The organism is Actinocorallia libanotica, from assembly GCF_039525175.1.
In the GTDB taxonomy this organism is placed as follows: Bacteria; Actinomycetota; Actinomycetes; order Streptosporangiales; family Streptosporangiaceae; genus Actinocorallia; species Actinocorallia libanotica.
The window spans coordinates 142,987-164,407 of the sequence record NZ_BAAAHH010000004.1; the positions used below are offsets into that span (position 1 = coordinate 142,987).

Below are 21,421 nucleotides of genomic sequence, written 5' to 3' on the forward strand. Positions count from 1 at the left end.
GCGCGGTCGCCTGAGGACGGTGTTGAGATCGGCAGCGTAGCATTGTTTCGTCTTCTTGAGACGGAACGAAACGAAACACAAAACAGAGACGAAATAGTGAGGCTAAGAATGTGTGGCGGAGAAGTGGAGTTCTCCTACATTGATCTTGGGGGCGCTATGATCGATCCGGTCGGCCTCCCTCAGGAGCCCTTTGGCGGAGGGCTGTTCGTGGGAGGGGCGCCGCTCGAGCGAAAAGGAGACCGGGGTGCGCGTACGCGGTGACGGCACGGCGACCGATGGCGATGGGCCGTCCGGTAGGCAACCGATGGCATGGAAGGTGATCGCATGAGCACCCCGGGTGAGGTGATGCCCGTAGTCGTCGGAAGGCCCGTCCGGAGAGAGCCCTCCACCGCGGTCCCGGCGGCCTCCGCCGAACTGGACGTGCACGGCGCGGTGACGCTCACCGACCTGCGCAACCCCTACCTGGCCTACCTGACCTCGCTGCGGGAAGGGCCCTCGGCCGACACCATCCGCCGCGCCCTCAACCGCATCGTCGAGCTGCACGCCGCCGCCCGCGGCCTGCCCCGCCGGCAGCTGACCGCCCTGGGGGAGGAGTACGGACGGTTCTTCCCCTGGCACCAGCTGCGCTACGAGCACACCCTGCTCCTGGCCCAGACCCTGAAGGACCAGCGGTGGGCGCCGGCCACCATCAACAAGCACCTGGCCGCACTGCGCGGCGTCCTGCGCACCGCCATGCTCCTGGGGCTGATGACCAAGGAGGAGCAGGAGCGCGCCAGCGCCATCCGCGACGTCGACCCCTCCGACGCCCGAGCCGGGCGGGACGTGCCCGACGAGGAGATCGCCCTCCTGCTCGGCGCCGCGGCCGCCGACCCCAAGGAGGCCTTCGCCCTGCGGGACGCCGCCATCCTGGCCCTGCTGTACGGAGCCGGACTACGCCGCGCCGAGGCCACCGCCCTGCAGCGCACCGACTACGACGGGCAACAGGTCACCGTGTACGGCAAACGCGGCCGCATCCGCACCCTGCCGCTGGGCCCCGACGTCCGCCACCACCTCGACGCCTGGCTCTCCTACACCGGCCACAAGCGCGGCCCGCTGTTCTTCTCCGCCCGCCAAGCCCCCTCGGTGCGCGCCGGCACCGTGCAGGCCGCCGACCTGGCCCACCTCAAACCCGACACCATCGAGAAGATCCTCGACAAGCTCATCGCCCGCACCGACCTGGCCGCACGCCCCGGCTACACCAACCTCAACCCCCACGACTGCCGCCACGCCTTCATCAGCGACCGCCTCGCCGCCACCGGCGACGTGTCCACCGTCCAACGCCTGGCCGGCCACGCCAACCCCGCCACCACCACCGGCTACGACCGCCGCGGACCCGACACCCTGCGCGAAGCCATGCACGGCCGCACCCTCCCACCACCTCGACCACCCGCATCCTGACCCGCGCCGGGGACGAGGCGGCCGGGCTCTCCCGGTTCTCGGCTCCCGGAGCGGCGTGCTCAGTGCGCTCCCGGCTCGTCCGGGAGGGGCACGACGGCGGTACCGGCCTGGGACTCGCCGAACTCCCAGCCCGCGACGAGCGAGCAACCGACCGCTTCCAGAACATCGGTCGACGGCCAGTAGTCGGTTCCGCAGTAGAAGCCGCCCTCGCTCCGCGCATCGTCCTGCGTGCGGCACAGCATGCGGAGATGGTCGCGAAGACCGGGATATGTGACCGTGCTCAGCTTCTCCTCCCAGCGCTCGTCGGCGGAGCGGGGCCGCGGGACCTCGCGTACCGAGACCAGGTGGTCGGGCCCGCGCTCGGTGAACGTCGCGGCCCGCATCGCATCAGTGAGAGTTCCATCCGTGGCCACGCGCAGCAGCACCGCCAGCCACCCGTTCAGCTTCTTGGACCTCTTGTTCGTCAGGTCGATCCCGTGACGGCCCAGCAGCGGTCCCAACTCCGCCCCGTACACCAGTGCTTCACCGTCTTCACCCAACGAGGAAACGGCCCGCAGACCAGCAACGAAGGCGTCATCGAACGGTCGGGGGCCCTTGTGCCCGCCGTCGCCCCACGGACCCCTTCCGGCCAGGAGTTCGGGGTCGAAACAGAACAACGACTTGCTCAGGTCGAACCGCCAGGCGAAAGGCGAGAAAGGGTACTCCTCCGCATCCGGCAGCGGCCTCGGCTTCCGGTCTGCCAGAGTGTCGGGGGTCGCCCACAGATTGGGGAACAGGAACTCGTCGAAAGTTTCCGAGGCGTGGTACACCCCGTATCGAGCAGTCGGGTCGCCGGCCGGCTTTCCGCTGAGCAGTATCTCGAAGGCACTGCTCAGCGCGTCGTCCCACCCGCTGGGGAGAGTCTCCGGTGCCGTCGCGGGAATCATGATCAGTACTCCTTGACGAAACCGGCGGAACCGGCAGGACGTGTCGTTGACGGCACCATATGCACCCCTACCGACAACGGTCCGTCTCCCCGCCTCCTCCTGCGCCGACACCGCAACCGATCCATGGGCCATGGGTGACGGAGAACCCGACGTGGAGCCGTTACCGGTCACATCCGAAATAGTCTCCCGCTCATAGGGAAGAGCCTCTGTCCGGGATGTGCTGCTTCTTACGCTGTGGGCCCCATCCCAGCTTCTTGGAGCCGCCCATGCGATCCCGTCCCCCCATCAGCGCCGCCGCGCTGGCCACGGCCGTCGCCCTGCTCGTCGCCCCGGAGGCGCACGCCGCGCCGCGCAGCGCGCCCCCCGCCGCGTCGGCACCGAACCACCACGCTCACCACGGGTACGGGCACCCGGACAGGGCGGACCGTCCGGTCGGCCGGATCGACGTCGAGGGCACGGTCAACTTCCGTGACTTCGGCGGCTACCGGACGTCCTTCGGCCTTCACGTGAAAACCGGCCGGGTGTACCGGGCAGAAGCCCTCAACCACGTCACCGACGCCGGCCTCCAGACGCTGGACGGACTGGGCGTCAAGCGGGTCGTCGATCTCCGCACCCCCGCGGAGGTCGCCCAGGACGGCCCGGACCGGCTGCCCGCCGGACTCGCGGTCACCCCCCGTCCGGTCGACGACACCGGGATGTTCGCCATCGTGACCGCGGCCATCGGCTCCAAGGACCCGGCCCGGCAGGAGGCCGTCTTCGGCGGCGGGCGCGGTGAGGAGATCATGCGGAAGCTGTACCGCAGCTTCGTCACCGACCCCCGGTCGCGGGAGGCGTTCGGCCGCACGCTGCGAGAGACGGCCGACCGGTCCGGCACGCCCATGGTCTTCCACTGCACGAGCGGCAAGGACCGGACGGGCTGGCTCGGTTACCTGCTGCTGCGTTCGCTGGGCGTCCCGGGCAGCACGGCCCGGAGCGACTTCCTGCTGTCCAACCAGTACCGGGCGGCCGCCGACGCCAAGGTGAGGGCGGGCCTGAAGGCCGGCGGGTACATGCAGAACCCCGATCTGCTGATCCCCGTCCAGGAGGTCCGCCCGAGTTATCTCGACGCCGCGCTCGATCAGGTACGGCGTTCCTACGGGTCGCTCGACCGCTACCTGCGAGTGGGGCTCGGCGTGGACGTCCGGACCCGCACGGAGCTACGGAACAACCTGCTCACCCGTTGATCCGCCCCGGACGACGAGGCCGCCGGGCAGCGCCGCCCGGCGGCCTCGACGGCCTGGCCGAACTGCAGGCTCGCGCGCTCACCCTCGTGCGGCCATCAGCGTGTGGAGCCGGGACGACGATCAGGCATGTCCGTTCTGATCGACCGCCCCCCACGGTCATCGGCCGACCCGCGCTCGCGGCGTGCGCTGGGTGTAGGCCGTCCACTCGCAATCGGCCTCCGAAGATGACACGCCATGTCTTCTTTGCCCTCCCCGGAGGTTGGGCCAGAGGCCGACAGGGGCAGCGAGGGGGTAGACAAAGGACCCCACGCATTTCCAGGAGACACCGTGCACATTCTGCCGCCGCTGGAAGACCGGACCGTCTGGAATTTCCAGGCCTACCTCTGAGCGGCCCGGAGAGAGGTCAGAGGCACACCATGCTGCTGGCGGAGGCACGCGGCCTGCTCATCCCCGCTGCGCAGCGGCGGACGCCGGAGGAGCTCACCGGCGATCTCGATCTGCGCTCGGGCGACCGCGCGTCCCGGTATTCGGCGTTCTGGACGATGCTCGTCCTGTCGGCGGTGATCGCCGCCGCCGGTGTACTGGCCGACTCGACCGCCACAATCATCGGAGCCATGATCATCGCACCGCTGTCGACGCCGATCATGGGAATGGCGCTGGGGCTGGTGCAACGCTCCGGCACGGGTGCGGGACGGTTCGTCCTCGGTGGCGTGGCCGTGGTCGTCGCCGTCGGCCTGCTGGCGTCCCTGGCCGTTCCCCGCTCCTACGACCTGCTGTCCAACGGCCAGATCTCCGGGAGGACGTCGCCGGGCCTGGCCGACCTGCTCGCGGCGCTGGCGACCGGTCTGGCGGGAGCCGTCGCGCTGGCCCGCCGCGACGTGGCCGCGGTCCTGCCTGGAGTGGCGATCGCGATCTCGCTCGTGCCCCCGCTGGTCGTGGCGGGCGTCTGCCTCGGCGACGGCGCGTTCGTGCTCGCGCTCGGCGCGCTGGTGCTCTTCCTGTCCAACATGCTCTCCCTCGTGCTGGCCGGGACGTTCGTCTTCACCGCCCTCGGCTACGCCACCGCCGTCCCGGCCGCCGGGGCCCCGCGCTCCTGGACCGTACTCGCGCTCGGCGGGCTCGGCCTGCTCGTCTCGATCCCCTTGGTCCTGAGCACGGCGGCCAACTACCTCCTGGCCACCTGGCAGAACCGGGTCGAACACGTCGCGACCGAGTGGCTGGCGGGTCGGCCGGGCGCCACCGTCACCGGCGTCCGCACGGAGTCGACGTCCTTCCACGTCTCCATCCGCACCCCCACCGAGCCGCCACCCGCCGCCGACCTGCTCACCCGCCTCGAAGGCGTCGTCCCCGACGGATTCTCCATCGTCATCGAGATCACCTGGGGCCGCACGATCAACGCCGGAACGGTCGGCTCCTGAACATCCTCACCCGTCCCGCCCGGCTCGCATCGGAATTCCGGTGAGCCAGGCGAACGCCGCCTCCCGCATGGGGACGTCGAAGCAGTGCGGTGCGTCGAAGAACAGACCCGTGCAACCGTGCGGGGCGTCCCGACAGACCTCGGTGATCTGCTCATGGGCCCGGTGCATCGCTGGCCGCTGCCTGCACCGTCATCATCAAGGCGCACTCCCCGCACCCCGACACCTCGGTCCTGACCTTGTGGGCTGCGGCTCAGTCGGGCCAGCGGCCGAGCGCGGTCAAGTGGAGGACCAGGGCCGCGCCGTTCCAGGCGTCGTCGGCGCCCCTGTGCTCTGTGCCCTCACCGGGAAGGCCGGCGAGGTGAAGGGCCTCGGTTCTCGACGGGCGGTGGGCGAGGCCGTAGGCGGCGGCGAACACGGCTTTGGCGTCGGTATGGTCGTCCGAGAACGGGTAGGCGACACCGTCGCGGGCGCACTGGGCCGTGAAGAGTTCGAGGTCGAAGGTGCCCCAGCTCGCCCAAGGCGTGGAGTCCGAGCCGTGGACCTGCCGGAGCCGGTCGCATGCCTGCTCGAACGTGGGGGCACCGGCTACCTCGTCTTCGGTGAGGCCGGTCAGCGCGGTGCAGAACGGCGACACCCGGGAACGGGAAGGGCGGACCAGGAGGCGGTCACGGGCCACTCGCGTGCCGGAGGCGAGGTCCACCACGCAGACGCCAATCTCGATGATCTCGGCCACCTCGTCCGGCGGCGCGATCCTGTCCGGCCAGCAGGTGGCCTCGACGTCCACGACGTTCAGCAGCGCTCTGTCCATGCGGCCGACGGTAGGAGCGCGGCGTCCGGCCGGCCAGGGACCGGTGTCCCGCCAGGCCGTCCGGCACAGACCGCAGCGCAGGCGGAGGTGCCGATCGCCTGCTGCCGGAAGCCCTCGCGGCTCTCGCCCTGCCACCGACTGTTGCATCCCTCCAGCCGCATTCACCTCTCCGTGACGTCCCCGACCTGCAATCAAGATCACGCACCCGTCCGCTTCGGGCTGGGGCCGCCTTCGGGAGCGGAGGGCCGCCCTGCACCGGTATCTGCATGATGCCGGGTCGTCAGTTCATCGGAGCAGGAAGTCGAGCGTGACCCGCTCGAACGCCTGCTTGGCCTCGATCATCACCCAGTGGCCGCAGTTGGGGAAGATGTGCAGCTCGGCCTGGGGGATCAGCCGCATCGGGAGCAGCGGCATGTCCGGCGGGCACTGCCGGTCGTCGCGGCCCCACGTCAGCAGGGTCGGGCACCGCACCTTGTCCAGCATCGACCAGTACGGCGGCGCACCGGAAGCGGCCATGGCCTGCTGCTGGGCCGCGAACGCCGCGGAGCCGTACATGGCGGCCAGGGTCTTGCGCGACTCGGGGTCGTTGGCCGCCTGCCAGCGTTCCTCGATCCGCTCCTCGGTGACCAGGTCGCGGTCGTAGACCATGCACTCCAGCCAGCGGACCAGCTTGTCGCGGCTGGGACCGTCCGCGAACTCCTGCAGCAGGCGTGTGCCCTCGCTCGGATGCTGGCTGAAGATGTTCGGTCCCACGCCGCCGATGGTGACGAGCCCGCTCACCCGATCGGGATGCCTGATGGCCACGTTGACGCCGACGACACCGCCCATCGAGTTGCCGATCATCGCGGCCGATTCGATGCCGAGGGCGTCCATGAAGCGGATCACCGACGACGCGGCCGTCGCCACGGGGTGCCCGCCGACGGGGTCGCTCACTCCGAAGCCGGGGAATTCGAGGATGTAGCAGTGGAAGTGCTCGGCGAAGACTCCTAGGTTCTCCCGGTAGTTCCGCCAGCCGCTGACTCCGATGCCCGAGCCGTGTAGCAGCAGGAGCGGCGGCCCCTGGCCCGCCTCGTGGTAGCGCAGCACACCCTTGTCGGTGGCGATTTCCCGCCTGGTCCCCTCGTATGTCACATCCATGCCCGCCAAACTAGAACAGGTTTCAATTCGCGGCGATGGAACCTCCCGGTCAGCGGACGGTGGTCGGGCCCTGATGGGTTCAGTTACGGCGAGCCGCCGCTCAGGCGAACGGCGCTGTGGAGGCTGACTGCTCGGGCAGCGGGTCGGCGAACGCCGTCCGCGACCAGGGCGGCGTGCAGCTGGAGAAGGCGCAGCGCCCCAGCTGGAACTGCCGCAAAGAGGATGGCGGCGACATCGGATCCGCCCTGAAGCCTGCCGTCGCGACCGGACGGTACGAACGGTGTCGGTGACGAACGGGGCTGGGCGGAACACTCCGTACAAATCAATGTAAGGTAAGCCTCGCCTAACAACCCCGATGTTTTGGAGTACCGCCATGTTCGCCGTCGTACGGTCTCGTCCCAGGGCCGCGCTGGCCGCTCTGACAGCGGCGGCCGCCCTCGCGCTCACCGGATGCTCCTCGGCCGAGCCGGAGACCGGGGCGGGCCCCTCCGCGGGATCCTCCGACGCGTTCCCGGTCACCGTCTCCAGCAAGCTCGGCGACGCCGTCATCACCGAGGCGCCCGAGCGGGTCGTCACCTGGGGATGGTCCAGCCAGGACGCCGCCCTCGCCCTGGGCGTGGTGCCGGTCGCGATGCCCAGGTACACCTACGGCGGCAACGCCGACGGCGTCCTCCCGTGGGTCGCCGACAAGATCAAGGAGCTGGGCGGGACGGCCCCGGCCCTGCTGACCGAGGGCACCGACGTCCCGTTCGAGGAGATCGTCGAGGCCGAGCCCGACGTCATCCTGGCCCCCTACTCGGGCATCGTCCAGGAGGACTTCGACAAGCTCAGCAAGATCGCCCCGGTCGTCGCCTACCCGGACAAGCCCTGGTCGATGCCCTGGCAGGACCAGATCGAGACCATCGGCAAGGCCCTCGGCAAGAGCGATCAGGCCGCCGAGCTGCTGGAGCAGACCACCTCCGCGGTGAAGGCGCTCGCCGACGAGCACCCGGTCGTGAAGGGCAGGAACTTCTTCTACGCCGCGGCCAACGAGGCCGACCTGCTCAACGTCTACCGCGACAACGACCCCCGCGTGGGCATGCTCGTCGACCTCGGCATGACCCTGAGCCCGAGCGTCGCCGCGCTCGACGCGAAGCCGGAGGAGGGCGACTTCTTCTACCAGCTGAGCTACGAGAACGTCGAGAAGATCGAGACCGACGTGCTGGTGATGTACTTCGCCGACCAGAAGGCCGTCGACAAGTTCGTCGCCGACCCGGTCATCGCCGCCATGCCCGCCATCAAGGAGGGGCGTTTCGCGCCCATCGTCGGCGAGTCCTTCGTCATGGCCACCAGTGCGCCGACCGTGCTGTCCATCCCGTGGATGCTCGACCAGTACGTCCCGCAGCTCGCCAAGGCCGCTGAGAAGGCCGCCTCTTAGTCAGCCGATACGCCCCACCGGAAGAACTCCTCGTGCCAGTCCTCCCCGTCACCCGGGGCACGCCGGAACCGGCGGCCCAGGGAGCCACCTCCGACACGGTGCTTCGGCGCCGCCGGATCGGCCCTCTGGCCGTCGGCCTGCTCGCGCTGGCCGCCGCTCTCGTCGCGGTGTGCGTGCTCAGCCTCGCCGTCGGCGCGAACGCGCTGCCGTTCGGCACGGTGTGGCAGGCGCTCACGCATTACGACCCGGCGAACCCCCACCACCTGGTCGTCGTCGAGAAGCGGCTGCCCCGCACGCTCGTCGGCGTCACGGTGGGCATCGGCCTCGCCGTCGCCGGAGTCGTCATGCAGGGCCTGACCCGCAATCCGCTGGCCGATCCGGGCCTTCTGGGAGTGAACGCGGGCGCGTCCCTCTCCGTCGTCGTCGCCCTGAGCGTCTTCGGCGTCCAGGGCAACGCCTACCTCTGGTTCGCCTTCGCCGGCGCCGCTCTGGTGACCGTCGCCGTGTACGCGGTGGCCGGCGCCGCCGGGCGCGGCGGCGCCACCCCGGTCACGCTGGTGCTGGCGGGCGCCGCGGTCACCGCGGCGCTCACCTCGGTGGTCACCGCGATCCTCCTCACCGACCAGGCCGCTCTCGACCAGATGCGCTTCTGGCAGGTCGGCGCGCTCACCGCCCGCGACTTCACCGTCTTCTGGCAGACGCTGCCCGGCATCACCGCCGGGCTCGTGCTCGCGTTCGCGGTGAGCCGCGGGCTCAACGGCCTGGCCATGGGGGAGGAGGTGGCCCGCAGCCTCGGCCAGAAAGTCGGGTTCGTCCGGGCGCTCGCCGCGCTGTCGGTGGTGCTGCTGTGCGGCTCGGCCACCGCGGCGGCCGGGCCGATCTCGTTCGCGGGCCTCATCGTCGCGCATCTCGCGGCGCGGATCGCCGGACCCGACCACCGCTGGAGCGTCCCGTACGCGGCCCTCGCCGGGCCGGTGCTGCTCATCGGCTGCGACGTGCTCGGCCGGGTCGTCGTCCGCCCGGGAGAGCTCCAGGTCGGCGTCGTGGTCGCCGCGGTCGGCGCGCCTCTGCTCGTGGTCCTGATCCGGATGCGCGGGAAGGGACGCCGATGACCGCATCCTCCACCCCGATGGGCCGCCTTCTCCAGCGGGCACGGCTGCGCGAGGCGGGTGTCACCGCGGTCCTCGTGCTGGTGATCGCCGTCCTCGCGGTCCTCGGGCTGGCGATCGGCAAGGCGTCGGTCAGCCCGTCGGAGGTCTTCTCCGCGGTGACCGGCCGCGCGGACGCGATGACCCGGTTCGTCATCCTGGAACTGCGCATGCCGCGCATGATCACCGCGCTCCTGGCCGGGGCGTGCCTGGGCCTGTCGGGAGCCCTCCTCCAGTCGGTCCTGCGCAACCCGCTGGCCAGCCCGGACATCATCGGCGTCACCAACAGCGCGAGCGCGGCGGGCGTCGTCGGCCTCATCGTCTTCGGGTTCAGCGGCCTCACCCTCACCGGCGTCGTGCTCGTCGGCACCCTCGCCGCGACCGCGGCCCTCTACCTGCTGTCCTGGCGGCGTGCCGCACACCAGCTCGTCATCGTCGGCATCGGCATCTCCGCCCTATGCACCTGCGTCGTGTCCTACGTCTTCACCCGCAGCGACATCCGCGACGCCCAGGACGCCCTGGTCTGGATCAACGGCAGCCTCGGCCGGGCCGGATGGGACACCGCGCTGACCCTCGCGGTCTGCGCCGCCGTGCTGCTGCCCGCCGCGCTCTCCTACGGGCGCCGCCTGGCGGTGCTCGAACTCGGCGACGACCCCGCTGCCGCCCTCGGCGTGAAGGTCGACCGCACCCGCACGGTCCTCATCGGCCTCGCCGCGGCCTTGGCGGCCGCCGCCGTCGCCGTCGTCGGCCCCCTGCCGTTCATCGCCCTGGTCAGCGCCCCGATCGCCCGCCGCGTCACCGGGACGGGCTCCCTCGCCCTGCTCCCCTCGGCCCTCATCGGCGCCGCCCTCCTGCTCGCCTCCGACCTCATCGCCCAGTTCGCCGTTCCAGGCGTCGTCCTTCCCGCCGGCGTCGTCACCGGTGTCGTCGGTGCGCCCTACCTCCTCTGGCTCCTCGTCAGGCCCGGCAACCGTCCCGTCTGACCTGCGGCTCTGGCGTGTGTGTCACATCCGGGCGGGCTGTTCGGTCCTATCCATGCGATCTGAGAACAACAGCAGAGGAGTACTCCATGGACGCCCGTTTGAACCTCTTCGGCAGCCCGGCCTCCGGCAAGGTGCTGAAGGCCCTGATCTCGGCGGATCGGGCGGTCTCCGGCTCGGGACTGCCGGAGGCGACGCAGGAGCTGGTCAAGATCCGTGCGAGCCAGATCAACGGATGCGGTTTCTGCACCGACATGCACACCAAGGACGCCCTGGCCGCCGGTGAGACGCCCCTGCGTCTCCACCTGGTCGCCGCGTGGCGGGAGGCCACCGTCTTCACGGACGCCGAGCGCGCCGCGCTGGAGCTGGCCGAACAGGGCACCCGCATCGCCGACGCGGCGGGCGGAGTGACCGACGAGGCCTGGGCGAACGCCGCCGAACACTATGACGAGGAGCAGCTCGCCGCCCTGGTGGGCCTGATCGCCGTCATCAACGCGTTCAACCGGATGAACGTCATCGTCCGCCAGCCCGCCGGCGACTACCGGCCCGGCCAGTTCGGCTGACCCTTCCGCGGGCGGTTCCGCGCCGTTCCTTCCGGACGGCGCGGAACCGCCCGCGATCACTACGTCACCATTCGAAGTCAATACAAAGCTGACATATCGGCTAGGTCATCCTGGTACTCAGGGGATATTGCGGTGCGGACTCCGCGGCGTTTCATCGGCATGGAAGATTTCCCCGCCGTCTCGGAGACCACGATCGGAGCCGCCATGAGCACGCTTCCGGCCTTCCCCTTCACCGCCGACCACCCTCTTCACCTGTCTCCTCTGCTGGGCGAGGCGCGGGCCGGCCGCGTGCCCATACGCGTCCAGCTCGGCCACGGCGACCCCGCCTGGCTCGTCACCTCCTACGATGACGCCCGGTTCGTCCTGAGCAGTCCCGCCTTCGGACGCGACCCCGAACGCGCCGGCATCCCGGCCGGCCGCGTCGCGGGAGTGACGCCCATGGATCCCGCCAGCCAGACCCTCCTCACCGTGGATCCGCCCGACCACACCCGGCTGCGCCGCTTCGTGTACCGCACCTTCACCCCGCGCCGCGTGGAGCAGCTGCGCGCGGGAACGCAGCGGATCGCTGACCGGCTCATCGACGCCATGATCGAGGCGGGTCCCCCCGCGGACCTGGTGCAGGGATTCGGACTCGACCTGCCGATCGAGGTCATCTGCGACCTGCTCGGCGTCCCCGCGACCGACAGGGCGCGCTTCGTCGCCTGGCTGGACGCCCTGCTCAGCACCAGCGGGCTGACCATGGAGGAGATGCAGACCAGCATCACGGAGATGAACGCCTATCTGGCGGACCTGGCCGCCCGCCGCGTGCACGAGCCGACCGGCGACCTCACCGGAGCCCTGGTGCGCGAGCGGATCGAAGGCGACCGCCTCACCGACGACGAGGTGAACAACCTGCTGCGCGCCCTGCTCAGCGCCGGACACGAGACCACCGCCTCGCAGATCCCCAACTTCGTCTTCCTGCTGCTGCGCAGCGGCGACTACGCGCGGCTGGTCGCCGACCCCGGCCTGGTCCCCACGGCGGTGGAGGAGCTGCTGCGGTACGTGCCGCTGATCACGCAGGGGTCGATGACGCGTTTCGTGCTGGAGGAGGTCGAGGTGGGCGGGGTCCTCCTGCGCCGGGGAGAGCAGGTCCTGGTCGAGCTGGCCGCAGCCAACCGGGACACGGAGACGTTCCCCGACGGCGAGACCCTCGACATCGGCCGAAGGAACAACCCGCACATCGCCTTCGGGCACGGCCTGCACCGGTGCGTCGGCGCGGCCCTGGCCCGCATGGAGCTCCAGGTCGCCCTGTCCACGCTCACGACGAGGCTTCCCGGCCTCCGCCTGACCGACCCCCCGGACCAGGTCCCCTGGGACACCGAACGCTTCGTGCGCCGCGCGAAGAAGCTCCTCGTCACCTGGTGAGGAGCCGTCCGGAACGGACGGCTTGGACTCTCCCACCGTGGGAGGGTCCACCATGGCGGTCGTGCAGGGGAGTCGGCGATCAGGTTGATCGCCCCTATGGAGGAGAACGCGGCATGACCACGGTGGAGGGCGTCGACGCCCGCGGCGGGCGGCACTGCGAGACCACGGCGCTGGGAGTGCTGCTGCGGCACGAAGGGCTCGACCTGTCCGAGCCCATGCTCTTCGGGCTGGGCTCCGGTCTGTCCTTCCTCTACTGGGACGGCAAGAGCATGGACTTCCCCTTCCTCGCCGGACGGGTCAAACCCTTCGAACTCACCAGAAACCTGGCCTCCGCGCTCGGGCTGGAACTGCTGACCCGGGAGACGGCCTCGCCCCGCAGGGCGTGGGAGAACGTGGCGGCCCCCATCGACGCCGGACATCCGGTCGGGCTGCAGCTCGACAGCTACCACCTGGACTACTTCACGTCGAAGGTGAACTTCGGCGGCCACATCGTGGCCATGTACGGCTACGACGAGCATGCCGCCTACCTGGTGGACACCGAGCAGCAGGGCGGAGCGGTGTCCACCGGCCTGACCGGTCTCGCCCGGGCCAGGGCCGCGCGCGGCCCGATGACCGCCAGGCACCGGTCCTTCACCCTCACGGTCCCCGAGCCCGCGCCTTCTCCGCGGACCCGGATCGTCCCGGCCATCACCGCCTGCGCCGCCGCCTTCCTCCATCCGCCCATCGCCAACCTGGGCCACCGGGGCATCGAGAAAGCGGGCAAACTGGTGCGCACCTGGCTCCAGCGCGCCGACGACCCGCAGCGGGACCTGCCCCAGGCCGCCCTCCTGATGGAGCAGGCCGGCACCGGCGGTGCCCTGTTCCGCAACCTCTACCGCGACTTCCTCGCCGAAGGCATGGAACTCATCGACAGCGACCACCTGCGCACCGGCCACGCGCTGTACGCCGAAGCGGCGCACCTGTGGACGGAAACGGCCGCGCTGATCAAGAAGGCGGGTGAATCGGCCGACGCGCGGTGCCTGGTCCAGGCCGGCGCGATCCTCGCCGACCTGTCACGCATCGAGCGCGAGGCCATGCAGGCGCTGAACCGTCTGGAGGAGTAGGGAGCTCAACGAGCCACGCCTCGGTCAGGCGTTGGTGAAGGGGGAGTTGCTGGACGGGGCGAGTGGGGCTCAGTCCGGCGTGCGGGGCGTCTCCGCGGCCGCGGAACCGGTGCACAGCTGGGCGGTCAGAGTGGAGCACGCCCATTCCTCCCAGGCGTCCGGCGACCAGCCGCGGTCCTGGACGAAGAGCAGGTACAGCTGCGGGCTGAGCAGGGCGAACAGCAGGTCGGCGGCCATCGCGACGGAGACGCCGGGACGGGCGTCGGGCTTGCCGGCCAGCGCTTGGGCCGCGGCGTGCTGCACGGTGTACCGCGGGTCGGGGCCATCAGGCCATTGCGCGGCGATCTGCGGGTCGGTGGCCGCGGCGGCCGCGATCAGCGGCATGATCGGGGCGATGCGGCCCAGGATCTCGCAGGTGCCTCGGACGTGCGCGCGCAGCTGGTCGGCCGCGGTGGGCGCGGCGCAGGCGGCACGGAACCACGCGCGGTCCATGGTGGCCACCGGCTCGGCGTCACCGGCGATGGACGTGTCGACGACGTCCTTGAACAGCGTGCGCTTGTTGCCGAAGACGAAGTAGACGGTCTGCACGGCCACGCCCGCCCGAGCGGCGACCTCCTGCAGGCTCGTCGCCCCGTAGCCCTGCGCGATGAACAGCTCCCGCGCCGCCTGGATGACCTTCTCGCGAGTGCGGCGTGAGCGTTCGGCCCGTTTGTCCTGCCGCTTGACGGTGTCCATGATGCGAGTATATCTCTAGAGTCGAACACTAGAGTTCAACTCTAGAAACTTGGAGGGGCCATGGATCAGCCGAACACCGCCCAGGCCACGGGTGCGGACCGGACCAGCGCCGAACGGGACCAGGAGGTGGCGGTCCACCGCGAGCTGGAGGACTACTACCGGGCCGGCAAGCCGCCGTGGGACACCGGCGTGACACCGCCGGAGCTGGTCGCCCTGGTGGAGGGGCACGACGCGCCGCCGCCCGGACGCGCCCTGGAACTCGGCTGCGGCACCGGGACCAACGCGATCTACCTGGCCCGGCAGGGCTGGGAGGTCGTGGCCGTCGATCTGATCGACCGGGCGATCGGGCAGGCCCGAGAGAAGGCCGACGCGGCGGGGGCGGCCGTACGGCTGCTGCACGGGGACGCCACCCGGCTCGATGACCTGGACGCACCCGGTCCCTACGACCTGTTCTTCGACCTGAGCTGCTACTGCGGCATTCCGCCGCACCGCCGCGACGCCTACGCCGCCGGACTCACCCGCCGCGCCGCTCCCGGCGCACGGCTGCTGATGTTCGGGTACGGCCCCGAGGCGTTCGACGACCCGATCTCCGGCGTCACCGCCGACGAACTGCGCGCCAGGTTCACCGGTTGGGAGCTGGTCGACACCACACCCGGCACGAACCCGGTGCCCACCTTCTGGTTCACGCTGCGTCGCACCGCTGGAGAAGCATGAACCGGCCGATGTCCCACACGGCGGATTTCGTCCGGTCCGAGTCCGCACCTGCCGTCCCGTTCGTGGCTCAGCCACACCACCCGACGAAGGAGATCTGATGCACACAGTCGTCAACATCCAGCAGGCCGAGGCGTGGAACGGGTGGGAGGGGGCGGCCTGGGCCGACAACGCCCCCCGATACGACGCGATGATGGACGGTTTCCACCAGCCGCTCCTGGAGCTCACCGCGATCGGCGACACCGACGACGTCCTGGACATCGGATGCGGCACCGGGCAGCTCACCCTGCTGGCCGCTCGCCTGGCGGCACGCGCGCGGGCGGTCGGCGTCGACATCTCCGCACCCATGGTGACCCGAGCCCGCGCCGACGCGGCCGAGCAGGGCATCGCCAACGTGCGGTTCGACCAGGCCGACGCCGAGGTCCATCCCTTCCAGGAGAGCGGCTTCGACATCGTCGTCAGCCGTGGCGGCGTCATGTTCTTCTCCGACGCCCCGGCCGCGTTCGCCAACATCGCCCGCGCGCTGCGGCCCGGCGGCCGGATGGTTTTCATCGTCCCGCAGGCGGGCCGCCCGGACAGCGAGTACGCCCGGGCCACCGCGGCACTGGCACCGCTGATGCGTCGTCCCTCACCCGCGGCCCAGGGCATGGGGTCGCTGTCGGACCCCGACCGGATCCACCGGGTGCTCGGCGAGGCGGGCCTGGCGGAGGTGGCCGTGCGGCCGGTCGAGGCGCTGATGGACTACGGCCGCGACGCCGCCGACGCCGCGGATTTCATCCTCGGCCAGGGACCGGTCCGCTTCAACCTCCAGGACGTGGACCAGCCCGCCATCACCCGCACCCGCCAGGAGCTCCGGTCCGCGCTCGCGGCTTACGAGAAGCCGGACGGAGTCCGCATCCGCGGCTCCGTATGGCTGGTGAGCGCCGTCCGGCCCTGACGCGGGGGCACCTCCACGATGTGCGCTTCGGCGCCATGGGACGGTCTCAGCGATAGCGTTCGACGAGCGCGTCGCCGATCGAGGCCAGGTGGTCTCGCACGCCCGGGGGGCCGGTCACCTCGAGCCATTCGACCAACCCGGCGAGCTCGCCGGCGAGCGTGTACTCGTCGTAGCCGCGGATCACGACCTCGACGCGGCCGTCGGTCGTGGGGCCTCCCACCTCGAGCCGAGCGCCGAACCCCATCCGGAGCAGGCCTATCCCGTGGGGCGTGCATACCGCCTGGACCTCCAGCGGCATTCGCCTGCGGTCGACCTCGTCGGCGATCTCGCGCCAGCTCTCGGCGAGGTCGAAGTCCTCGGGCCGGTGCACGGGATCGTCGGTCGGTTCGGCGGACGACACGCGGTCGATCCGGAAGGTCCGCCGGCCCTCCTCGGTGTTGGAGATGAGGTACCACGACGGACCTTTGGCGACGATGCCCAGCGGGTGAACGGTTCTCTCGGTTTCGGCGCCTTTGCTGTCGACGTAGCCGAGCCGCACCTGGACGCCGCGGATCACCGCGTCTTGGAGTTCGTCGAGGAAGCGAGGCGGTCGGCGCTCGACCCGGCTCGACCCCCATCGCCGCGGGTCCAGGACCAACGACGACGCCGCCGCCTCGGCCTGCGCCCGGAAGGGCTCCGGCAGGGCATGGACGAGCTTGCGCAGAGCCGTTTTCACGGCCGGCGCCGCAGCCGAGGCGGGGCCTGCGACCAGGAACAGGGCGCGGGCCTCACTCGCGGTCAACCCGGACAGGTCGGTGCGGGCGCCGCCCACCAGGCGCCAGCCGCCGCCTCGGCCCTGCACGGAGTACACGGGCACCCCGGCCATGGCCAGGGCGTCGAGGTCGCGGCGGGCGGTGCGCTCGGAGACCTCCAACTCTCGGGCGACCTCTGCCGCCGTCACCTGCTCGCGCCGCTGCAGCAAGAGGAGGACGGCCACCAGCCGATCGGTTCGCACGCCGACAAACTCTCACACGAAACCGGTCATGAGATGACCGGTTTCAGGCGTCAGGATGGCGACATGACCTCAATCTTCAATCCCACCGATTTTCCCAAGCCCACCCTCGTTCCGGTCAACGGTGTGGAACTCGAAGTCTTCGAAGCGGGCCGGGAGAACGCGGGAAAGCCCATCGTGCTCTGCCACGGCTGGCCGGAGCACGCCTTCTCCTGGCGCCATCAGATGCCCGCCCTCGCCGCAGCGGGCTACCACGTCATCGCACCGAACCAGCGGGGTTACGGCAACTCGTCCCGCCCGGCCGAAGTGACGGACTACGACATCGAGCACCTGTCGGGTGACCTCGTCGCGCTCCTCGACCACTACGGATACGAAGACGCCGCCTTCGTCGGCCACGACTGGGGCGCGTTCGTCGTCTGGGGACTGGCCCTGCTGCATCCGAACCGCGTGAACAAGGTGATCAACTTGAGCCTGCCGTACCAGGAGCGCGGAGAAAAGCCCTGGATCGAGTCCATGGAAGACGCGCTCGGCGGCGACTTCTATTTCGTCCACTTCAATCGACGGCCAGGCGTCGCTGACGCCGTATTCGAAGAGAACACCTTCCAGTTCCTTCGCAACATGTACCGGAAGAACGGGCCCCCCGCGGAGCCTCAGCCGGGCATGGCGCTGATCGATCTCGCCAGAGCGGAAACACCACTCGGCGAGCCCGTCATGAGCGACAGCGAACTGGCCGTCTTCGTCTCCGCCTTCGCATCATCGGGATTCACGGGCACCATCAACTGGTACAGGAACCTCGACCGCAACTGGCGCCTGCTGGCGGACGTGAACCCGGTCATCCAACAGCCCACCCTCATGATCTACGGTGACCGGGACGCGGTCTCGAGGTCCGAGAACCTGACAGAGTTCGTGCCCAACGTGGAAGTGGTCGGCCTGGACTGCGGCCACTGGATCCAGCAGGAAAAGCCCGAAGACACCAACCAAGTGATCTCAAAATGGCTGAAACAGCAGGACGCCACCTGAAAGCCGTCGGGGCGCAGGCCGCCGAGCCGGCGGGCCAGAAAACCCACTGGCGGCAGCGGTATGTGCCACGAGACCATCGGCCTGTGGCGGATGTGGTCTTCTTCGATCTGGACGGCACCCTGGTCGATCATCGAGGTGCGGTCTGGGAGGCAATCGGGCGGATCGTCCGGGCAGCGCCGGACGCGACGATTTCCTCGGAGGAGCTGGTGGCGCTGTGGTGGGCGCTGGAAGCGCGCCACATGCGGGAGTACCTGGCCGGTCAGTGCTCCTTCGCCGAACACCACCGGCGCAGGGCGCGTTCCTTCCTGCCCGCGCTCGGCGAGCCGGTACCGGAGCGTCCCGACCTTCTGGACGCCTGGATCGCCGAGCGCTACCTCCCCGTGTTCGAGGATTCCTGGCGGTGCTATCCCGATGTCCGGCCCTGCCTGGAGGCACTGAAACGGCTTCCCCGAGGCCCGCGTCTCGCCGTCCTGACCAACGGTGATCCCGGACAGCAGCGTGCCAAGCTCGCCCGCTTCGGCCTCCTGGACTACTTCGAAGCCGTCCTGACCCCTGCCGAGCTCGGCGCGGCCAAGCCCGTCGCCTACGCCGACGCCTGCCGATGGATGCGAACGGACCCCGTCCGGGCGGTCAACGTGGGCGACATGCTGGAAAGCGACGTGAACGCCGCCGCCCTCGCCGGGCTCACCGGCATCTGGCTGGACCGCGGCATCGACTTCGTCACCGGAGGCCCTTCCCCGGCGGCGGACGAGACGGTCCTTCGCATCGAACGCCTCACCGACCTCCCCGGTCACCTCTGAGGCCTTCGGGACGGCTCAGAAACCGCCGCACGGCGGTTGGGGAGCGGCGGCCTCAGGGCAGGTCGAACAGCCGCGTGGCGTTGTCCTCGAGGATGAGGCGGGTCTGCTCCGGTGGGAGACCGGCCTGTTCGACGTAGCGGACCGCGCGGGTGTACAGGTCGTCGCGGAAGAAGGGGAAGTCGCTGCCCAGCATGATCCTGTCGGCGCCGAAGCCGTCGACGGCGCAGCGCAGTGAGGGGGCGTGGAAGTTGGCGGTGTCGAACCACATGCGGCGCAGCAGGGTGCTGGGACGGTCCGGGAACGCCTCGTTCCAGTGTTCGTAGTTGTCGTCGATGCGTTGCAGCAGGAAGGGAAGGGGGCCGCCCAGGTGCGCGACGATGAAGCGGATGTCAGGATGCCGGGCGGTGACCCCGGCGCGCAGGAGGTGCAGGACGCCCACGGCGTCTTCGAACGGGGCGCCGACGATCCAGGTGAGGCCGTGTTCGGAGATCAGCGGTGAGTCCAGGTCCTTGCCGGCCGCGTGGATGAACACCGCTGCTCCGCGTCGGTTCAGCTCGGTCCAGAAGGGTTCGAAGGCGGGGTCGCCGAGGGTTCGGTCCAGTACGACGGTGGAGACGGCGGCGCCGAGGAAGCCCAGTTCGTCCATGGCGCGGGCGACCTCGGCCGCGGCCGCCTCCCCGTGCGGCAGCGGAGGGGCGGCGAGGGCGGCGAACCGGTCAGGGCGGGCTCGGACGATCTCGGCGTACATGTCGTTGGCCATGCGGGCCGCACCGACGGCGTGCTCGCGGTTCTCGAAGAAGGGAAGCTGAGGGGCGGCGGACAGGATCTGCATGTCCACCCCCGCCTCGTCCATCATGCGGAGCCGGGCGTCGATGTCGTCACCGGTCGAGCCGGCGCAGGGCATCCGCGCGGTGTCGGTGGCGTCGGCCCCGTGGTCTCGCAACGTGTCCAGGTAGTCGGCCGGGTAGTAGTGGGCGTGCACGTCGACGCGCATGGCGGCTCCTCCGGAATCAGGTGTGGCACCGGTCAGGCGATCGACCACGAGGGAGACGGCACGCTCGGCCTGCGTTCCGGCACGTTTCCCCGATGTCCGGCCCGAAACCCCCGCTCCGCGCAGGAGCCGCCGCAGGTCCGGCGAGGTGGGCGGGCCGTTCCTCAGTCGAGGGGGGCGCCGAACCACCGGGTCAGCGGGCCGAGCAGGTCCTGGCGGTCCTCGCCGGCCCATGCCACGTGGCCGTCCGGCCGCAGCAGCACCGCGGGCACGTCCAGCTCCTCGCCGTGGTCGACGACGTGGTCGACCCGGTCCGCCCAGCCCTCGATCGAGAGCCTGCCGGTCCGGTCGAGCAGCAGGCCGCGGCCGCGGTGCATCAGCTCGTAGAGGCGGCCCTGCTTCAGCGGCATGTCCCGCAGCCGTCGGCCGAGCAGCTCGTGGCCCTCGCCGAGGTCGTAGCGGACCCCGACCGCGGTGATCAAACCGGTCACGTACCGGTTCACCTCCTCGAAGTCCATCAGCTTGGAGAACAGCTCCCGCAGCGCGGTCGGGCCCGGTTCGGTGCCCAGCAGGGTGATCTGCGCGCGGGTGTTGTCCAGCACGGCGGCGGCCACCGGGCGGCGTTCGGCGTGGTAGCTGTCCAGCAGCCCCTCCGGCGCCCAGCCGTTCACCTGGGCGGCGAGCTTCCAGCCGAGGTTGAACGCGTCCTGGACGCCGAGGTTGAGACCCTGGCCGCCGGTCGGCGGGTGGACGTGCGCCGCGTCGCCGGCCAGCAGCACCCGGCCGACCCGGTAGCGTTCGGCCAGCCGGGTGGCGTCGCCGAACCGGGAGAGCCAGCGCGGCGAGTGCACGCCGAAGTCGGTGCCCGCGGTGGCACGCAGTTGCCGCTGGAACTCTTCGAGGGTCGTGGGAGCCGTACGGTCCTCGGCCACCTCCCCGGCGGGCACGACGATGCGGTACACCCCGTCCCCGGTGGGGGAGGCGCCGAACCGCAGCTGGGTCTTGCGGACCTCCTCCACGACGGCGGCGATCGCCGCCGGGTCCTCGGCCACCTCCATCTCGCCCAGCAGCGTCTCGACCGTGGCGGGCTCGCCGGGGAAGCCGACGCCGAGCAGCCCGCGCACCGTGCTGCGGCCGCCGTCGCATCCGACGAGGTAGCGCGAGCGCAGATGCGCGCCGTCGGCCAGCTCGACGGTCACCCCGTCCTCGTCCTGGCTCAGCCCCGCCACTTCGCGGCCGCGCCGGATCTCGGCGCCGAGTTCGCGGGCGCGCTCGTCGAGCAGCCGCTCGGTGACCGGCTGCGGGGTGGCGAGCCCGTACGGGTGCGCGGTGTCCAGCCGGTCCGGCCAGGGCTTCACGACGCCGCCGAAAAGGCCGCCCACCTGGAACTTCTCACTGACGGCCAGGAACCGGCCGAGCAGGCCGCGCTGGTCCATCATCTCGACGCTGCGCGTGTGCAGGCCCTGCCCGCGGGACTGGCCGGTCGGCTCCGTCAGCTTCTCCAGTACGAGCACGCGCACGTCGTGCAGCCGCAGCTCGCTCGCCAGCATCAGCCCCACCGGTCCGCCGCCGACGACGATCACATCGAACATGGTTCCCCCCTGGTCTTCGGTCACGGCCGATGATTCTGCGGCATGACAGGGGTCTTGCCGCAAGCCCCGGGGTGCGCTAT

The 21,421-nt window shown here is 70.6% G+C and carries 21 protein-coding genes; 13 read left to right on the forward strand and 8 right to left on the reverse strand.

Annotation, left to right across the window (positions count from 1 at the left end):
* Window positions 1–324: 324 nt before the first annotated feature.
* A complete protein-coding gene (locus ABD140_RS07485) occupies window positions 325–1,437 on the forward strand; it encodes a tyrosine-type recombinase/integrase (protein ID WP_344238178.1) in 1,113 nt (370 codons plus the stop codon).
* Window positions 1,438–1,496: 59 nt separating this feature from the next.
* Here ABD140_RS07485 and ABD140_RS07490 read toward each other — a convergent pair whose 3' ends face one another.
* A complete protein-coding gene (locus ABD140_RS07490; protein WP_344238180.1) occupies window positions 1,497–2,363 on the reverse strand; it encodes a hypothetical protein in 867 nt (288 codons plus the stop codon).
* Window positions 2,364–2,629: 266 nt separating this feature from the next.
* Between ABD140_RS07490 and ABD140_RS07495 the strand changes: the two genes are divergently transcribed.
* Complete coding sequence (locus ABD140_RS07495; protein WP_344238182.1) at window positions 2,630–3,586, forward strand: tyrosine-protein phosphatase; 957 nt, start codon at window positions 2,630–2,632, stop codon at window positions 3,584–3,586.
* 416 nt (window positions 3,587–4,002) lie between these two features.
* A complete protein-coding gene (locus ABD140_RS07500; protein ID WP_344238184.1) occupies window positions 4,003–5,004 on the forward strand; it encodes a DUF389 domain-containing protein in 1,002 nt (333 codons plus the stop codon).
* 250 nt (window positions 5,005–5,254) lie between these two features.
* Here ABD140_RS07500 and ABD140_RS07505 read toward each other — a convergent pair whose 3' ends face one another.
* The 3 genes from ABD140_RS07505 to ABD140_RS07515 form a co-directional block, all read right to left on the reverse strand.
* Window positions 5,255–5,812, reverse strand: coding sequence for a 3'-5' exonuclease (locus ABD140_RS07505; protein WP_344238186.1), 558 nt, complete (start codon window positions 5,810–5,812; stop codon window positions 5,255–5,257).
* 285 nt (window positions 5,813–6,097) lie between these two features.
* Window positions 6,098–6,949, reverse strand: coding sequence for an alpha/beta fold hydrolase (locus tag ABD140_RS07510; RefSeq protein WP_344238188.1), 852 nt, complete (start codon window positions 6,947–6,949; stop codon window positions 6,098–6,100).
* A 100-nt stretch (window positions 6,950–7,049) separates the two neighbouring features.
* On the reverse strand, window positions 7,050–7,184 hold the full coding sequence (locus ABD140_RS07515; RefSeq protein ID WP_344238190.1) for a hypothetical protein: 135 nt from the start codon (window positions 7,182–7,184) through the stop codon (window positions 7,050–7,052).
* A gap of 138 nt (window positions 7,185–7,322) precedes the next feature.
* Here ABD140_RS07515 and ABD140_RS07520 point away from each other — a divergent pair, with 138 nt between their 5' ends.
* The 6 genes from ABD140_RS07520 (at window position 7,323) to ABD140_RS07545 (ending at window position 13,564) form a co-directional block, all read left to right on the forward strand.
* On the forward strand, window positions 7,323–8,366 hold the full coding sequence (locus tag ABD140_RS07520) for an iron-siderophore ABC transporter substrate-binding protein (protein ID WP_344238192.1): 1,044 nt from the start codon (window positions 7,323–7,325) through the stop codon (window positions 8,364–8,366).
* A gap of 32 nt (window positions 8,367–8,398) precedes the next feature.
* Complete coding sequence (locus tag ABD140_RS07525; protein ID WP_344238194.1) at window positions 8,399–9,478, forward strand: FecCD family ABC transporter permease; 1,080 nt, start codon at window positions 8,399–8,401, stop codon at window positions 9,476–9,478.
* Window positions 9,475–10,497 (forward strand): FecCD family ABC transporter permease, encoded by a 1,023-nt coding sequence (locus ABD140_RS07530; protein ID WP_344238196.1) that lies wholly within the window; start codon window positions 9,475–9,477, stop codon window positions 10,495–10,497. Before ABD140_RS07525 ends, ABD140_RS07530 begins: the two co-directional genes overlap by 4 nt.
* An 86-nt stretch (window positions 10,498–10,583) precedes the next feature.
* Window positions 10,584–11,057, forward strand: a complete 474-nt coding sequence (locus ABD140_RS07535) for a carboxymuconolactone decarboxylase family protein (RefSeq protein ID WP_344238198.1) — start codon at window positions 10,584–10,586, stop codon at window positions 11,055–11,057.
* Between the two features lie 204 nt (window positions 11,058–11,261).
* Window positions 11,262–12,461: a cytochrome P450 gene (locus ABD140_RS07540; RefSeq protein ID WP_344238201.1), complete on the forward strand. Its 1,200-nt coding sequence runs from the start codon at window positions 11,262–11,264 to the stop codon at window positions 12,459–12,461.
* Between the two features lie 113 nt (window positions 12,462–12,574).
* The gene (locus ABD140_RS07545) at window positions 12,575–13,564 is read left to right on the forward strand and encodes a BtrH N-terminal domain-containing protein (RefSeq protein ID WP_344238203.1); all 990 of its coding nucleotides are present in this window, start codon (window positions 12,575–12,577) and stop codon (window positions 13,562–13,564) included.
* Window positions 13,565–13,633: 69 nt separating this feature from the next.
* On the opposite strand, the gene ABD140_RS07550 is transcribed toward ABD140_RS07545, so the two are convergent.
* The gene (locus tag ABD140_RS07550; RefSeq protein WP_344238205.1) at window positions 13,634–14,299 is read right to left on the reverse strand and encodes a TetR/AcrR family transcriptional regulator; all 666 of its coding nucleotides are present in this window, start codon (window positions 14,297–14,299) and stop codon (window positions 13,634–13,636) included.
* Window positions 14,300–14,359: 60 nt separating this feature from the next.
* Here ABD140_RS07550 and ABD140_RS07555 point away from each other — a divergent pair, with 60 nt between their 5' ends.
* Both ABD140_RS07555 and ABD140_RS07560 read left to right on the forward strand, forming a co-directional pair.
* Window positions 14,360–15,013 (forward strand): class I SAM-dependent methyltransferase, encoded by a 654-nt coding sequence (locus ABD140_RS07555; RefSeq protein WP_344238207.1) that lies wholly within the window; start codon window positions 14,360–14,362, stop codon window positions 15,011–15,013.
* Window positions 15,014–15,110: 97 nt separating this feature from the next.
* Complete coding sequence (locus ABD140_RS07560) at window positions 15,111–15,947, forward strand: class I SAM-dependent methyltransferase (protein ID WP_344238209.1); 837 nt, start codon at window positions 15,111–15,113, stop codon at window positions 15,945–15,947.
* 46 nt (window positions 15,948–15,993) lie between these two features.
* Here ABD140_RS07560 and ABD140_RS07565 read toward each other — a convergent pair whose 3' ends face one another.
* Window positions 15,994–16,941 carry a helix-turn-helix transcriptional regulator gene (locus ABD140_RS07565; protein ID WP_344238211.1) on the reverse strand — a complete coding sequence of 316 codons (948 nt, stop codon included), beginning with the start codon at window positions 16,939–16,941 and terminating at the stop codon, window positions 15,994–15,996.
* Window positions 16,942–17,004: 63 nt separating this feature from the next.
* On the opposite strand from ABD140_RS07565, the gene ABD140_RS07570 reads away from it, so the two are divergent.
* Window positions 17,005–17,958, forward strand: coding sequence for an alpha/beta fold hydrolase (locus tag ABD140_RS07570; protein WP_344238213.1), 954 nt, complete (start codon window positions 17,005–17,007; stop codon window positions 17,956–17,958).
* A gap of 83 nt (window positions 17,959–18,041) precedes the next feature.
* On the forward strand, window positions 18,042–18,758 hold the full coding sequence (locus ABD140_RS07575) for an HAD family hydrolase (RefSeq protein WP_344238215.1): 717 nt from the start codon (window positions 18,042–18,044) through the stop codon (window positions 18,756–18,758).
* Between the two features lie 52 nt (window positions 18,759–18,810).
* Here the strand turns inward: ABD140_RS07575 and ABD140_RS07580 are convergent, their stop codons facing one another.
* Both ABD140_RS07580 and rox read right to left on the reverse strand, forming a co-directional pair.
* Window positions 18,811–19,752 carry an amidohydrolase family protein gene (locus ABD140_RS07580; protein ID WP_344238217.1) on the reverse strand — a complete coding sequence of 314 codons (942 nt, stop codon included), beginning with the start codon at window positions 19,750–19,752 and terminating at the stop codon, window positions 18,811–18,813.
* A 161-nt stretch (window positions 19,753–19,913) separates the two neighbouring features.
* Window positions 19,914–21,341, reverse strand: coding sequence for a rifampin monooxygenase (gene rox / locus ABD140_RS07585; protein ID WP_344238218.1), 1,428 nt, complete (start codon window positions 21,339–21,341; stop codon window positions 19,914–19,916).
* Window positions 21,342–21,421 lie beyond the last annotated feature (80 nt).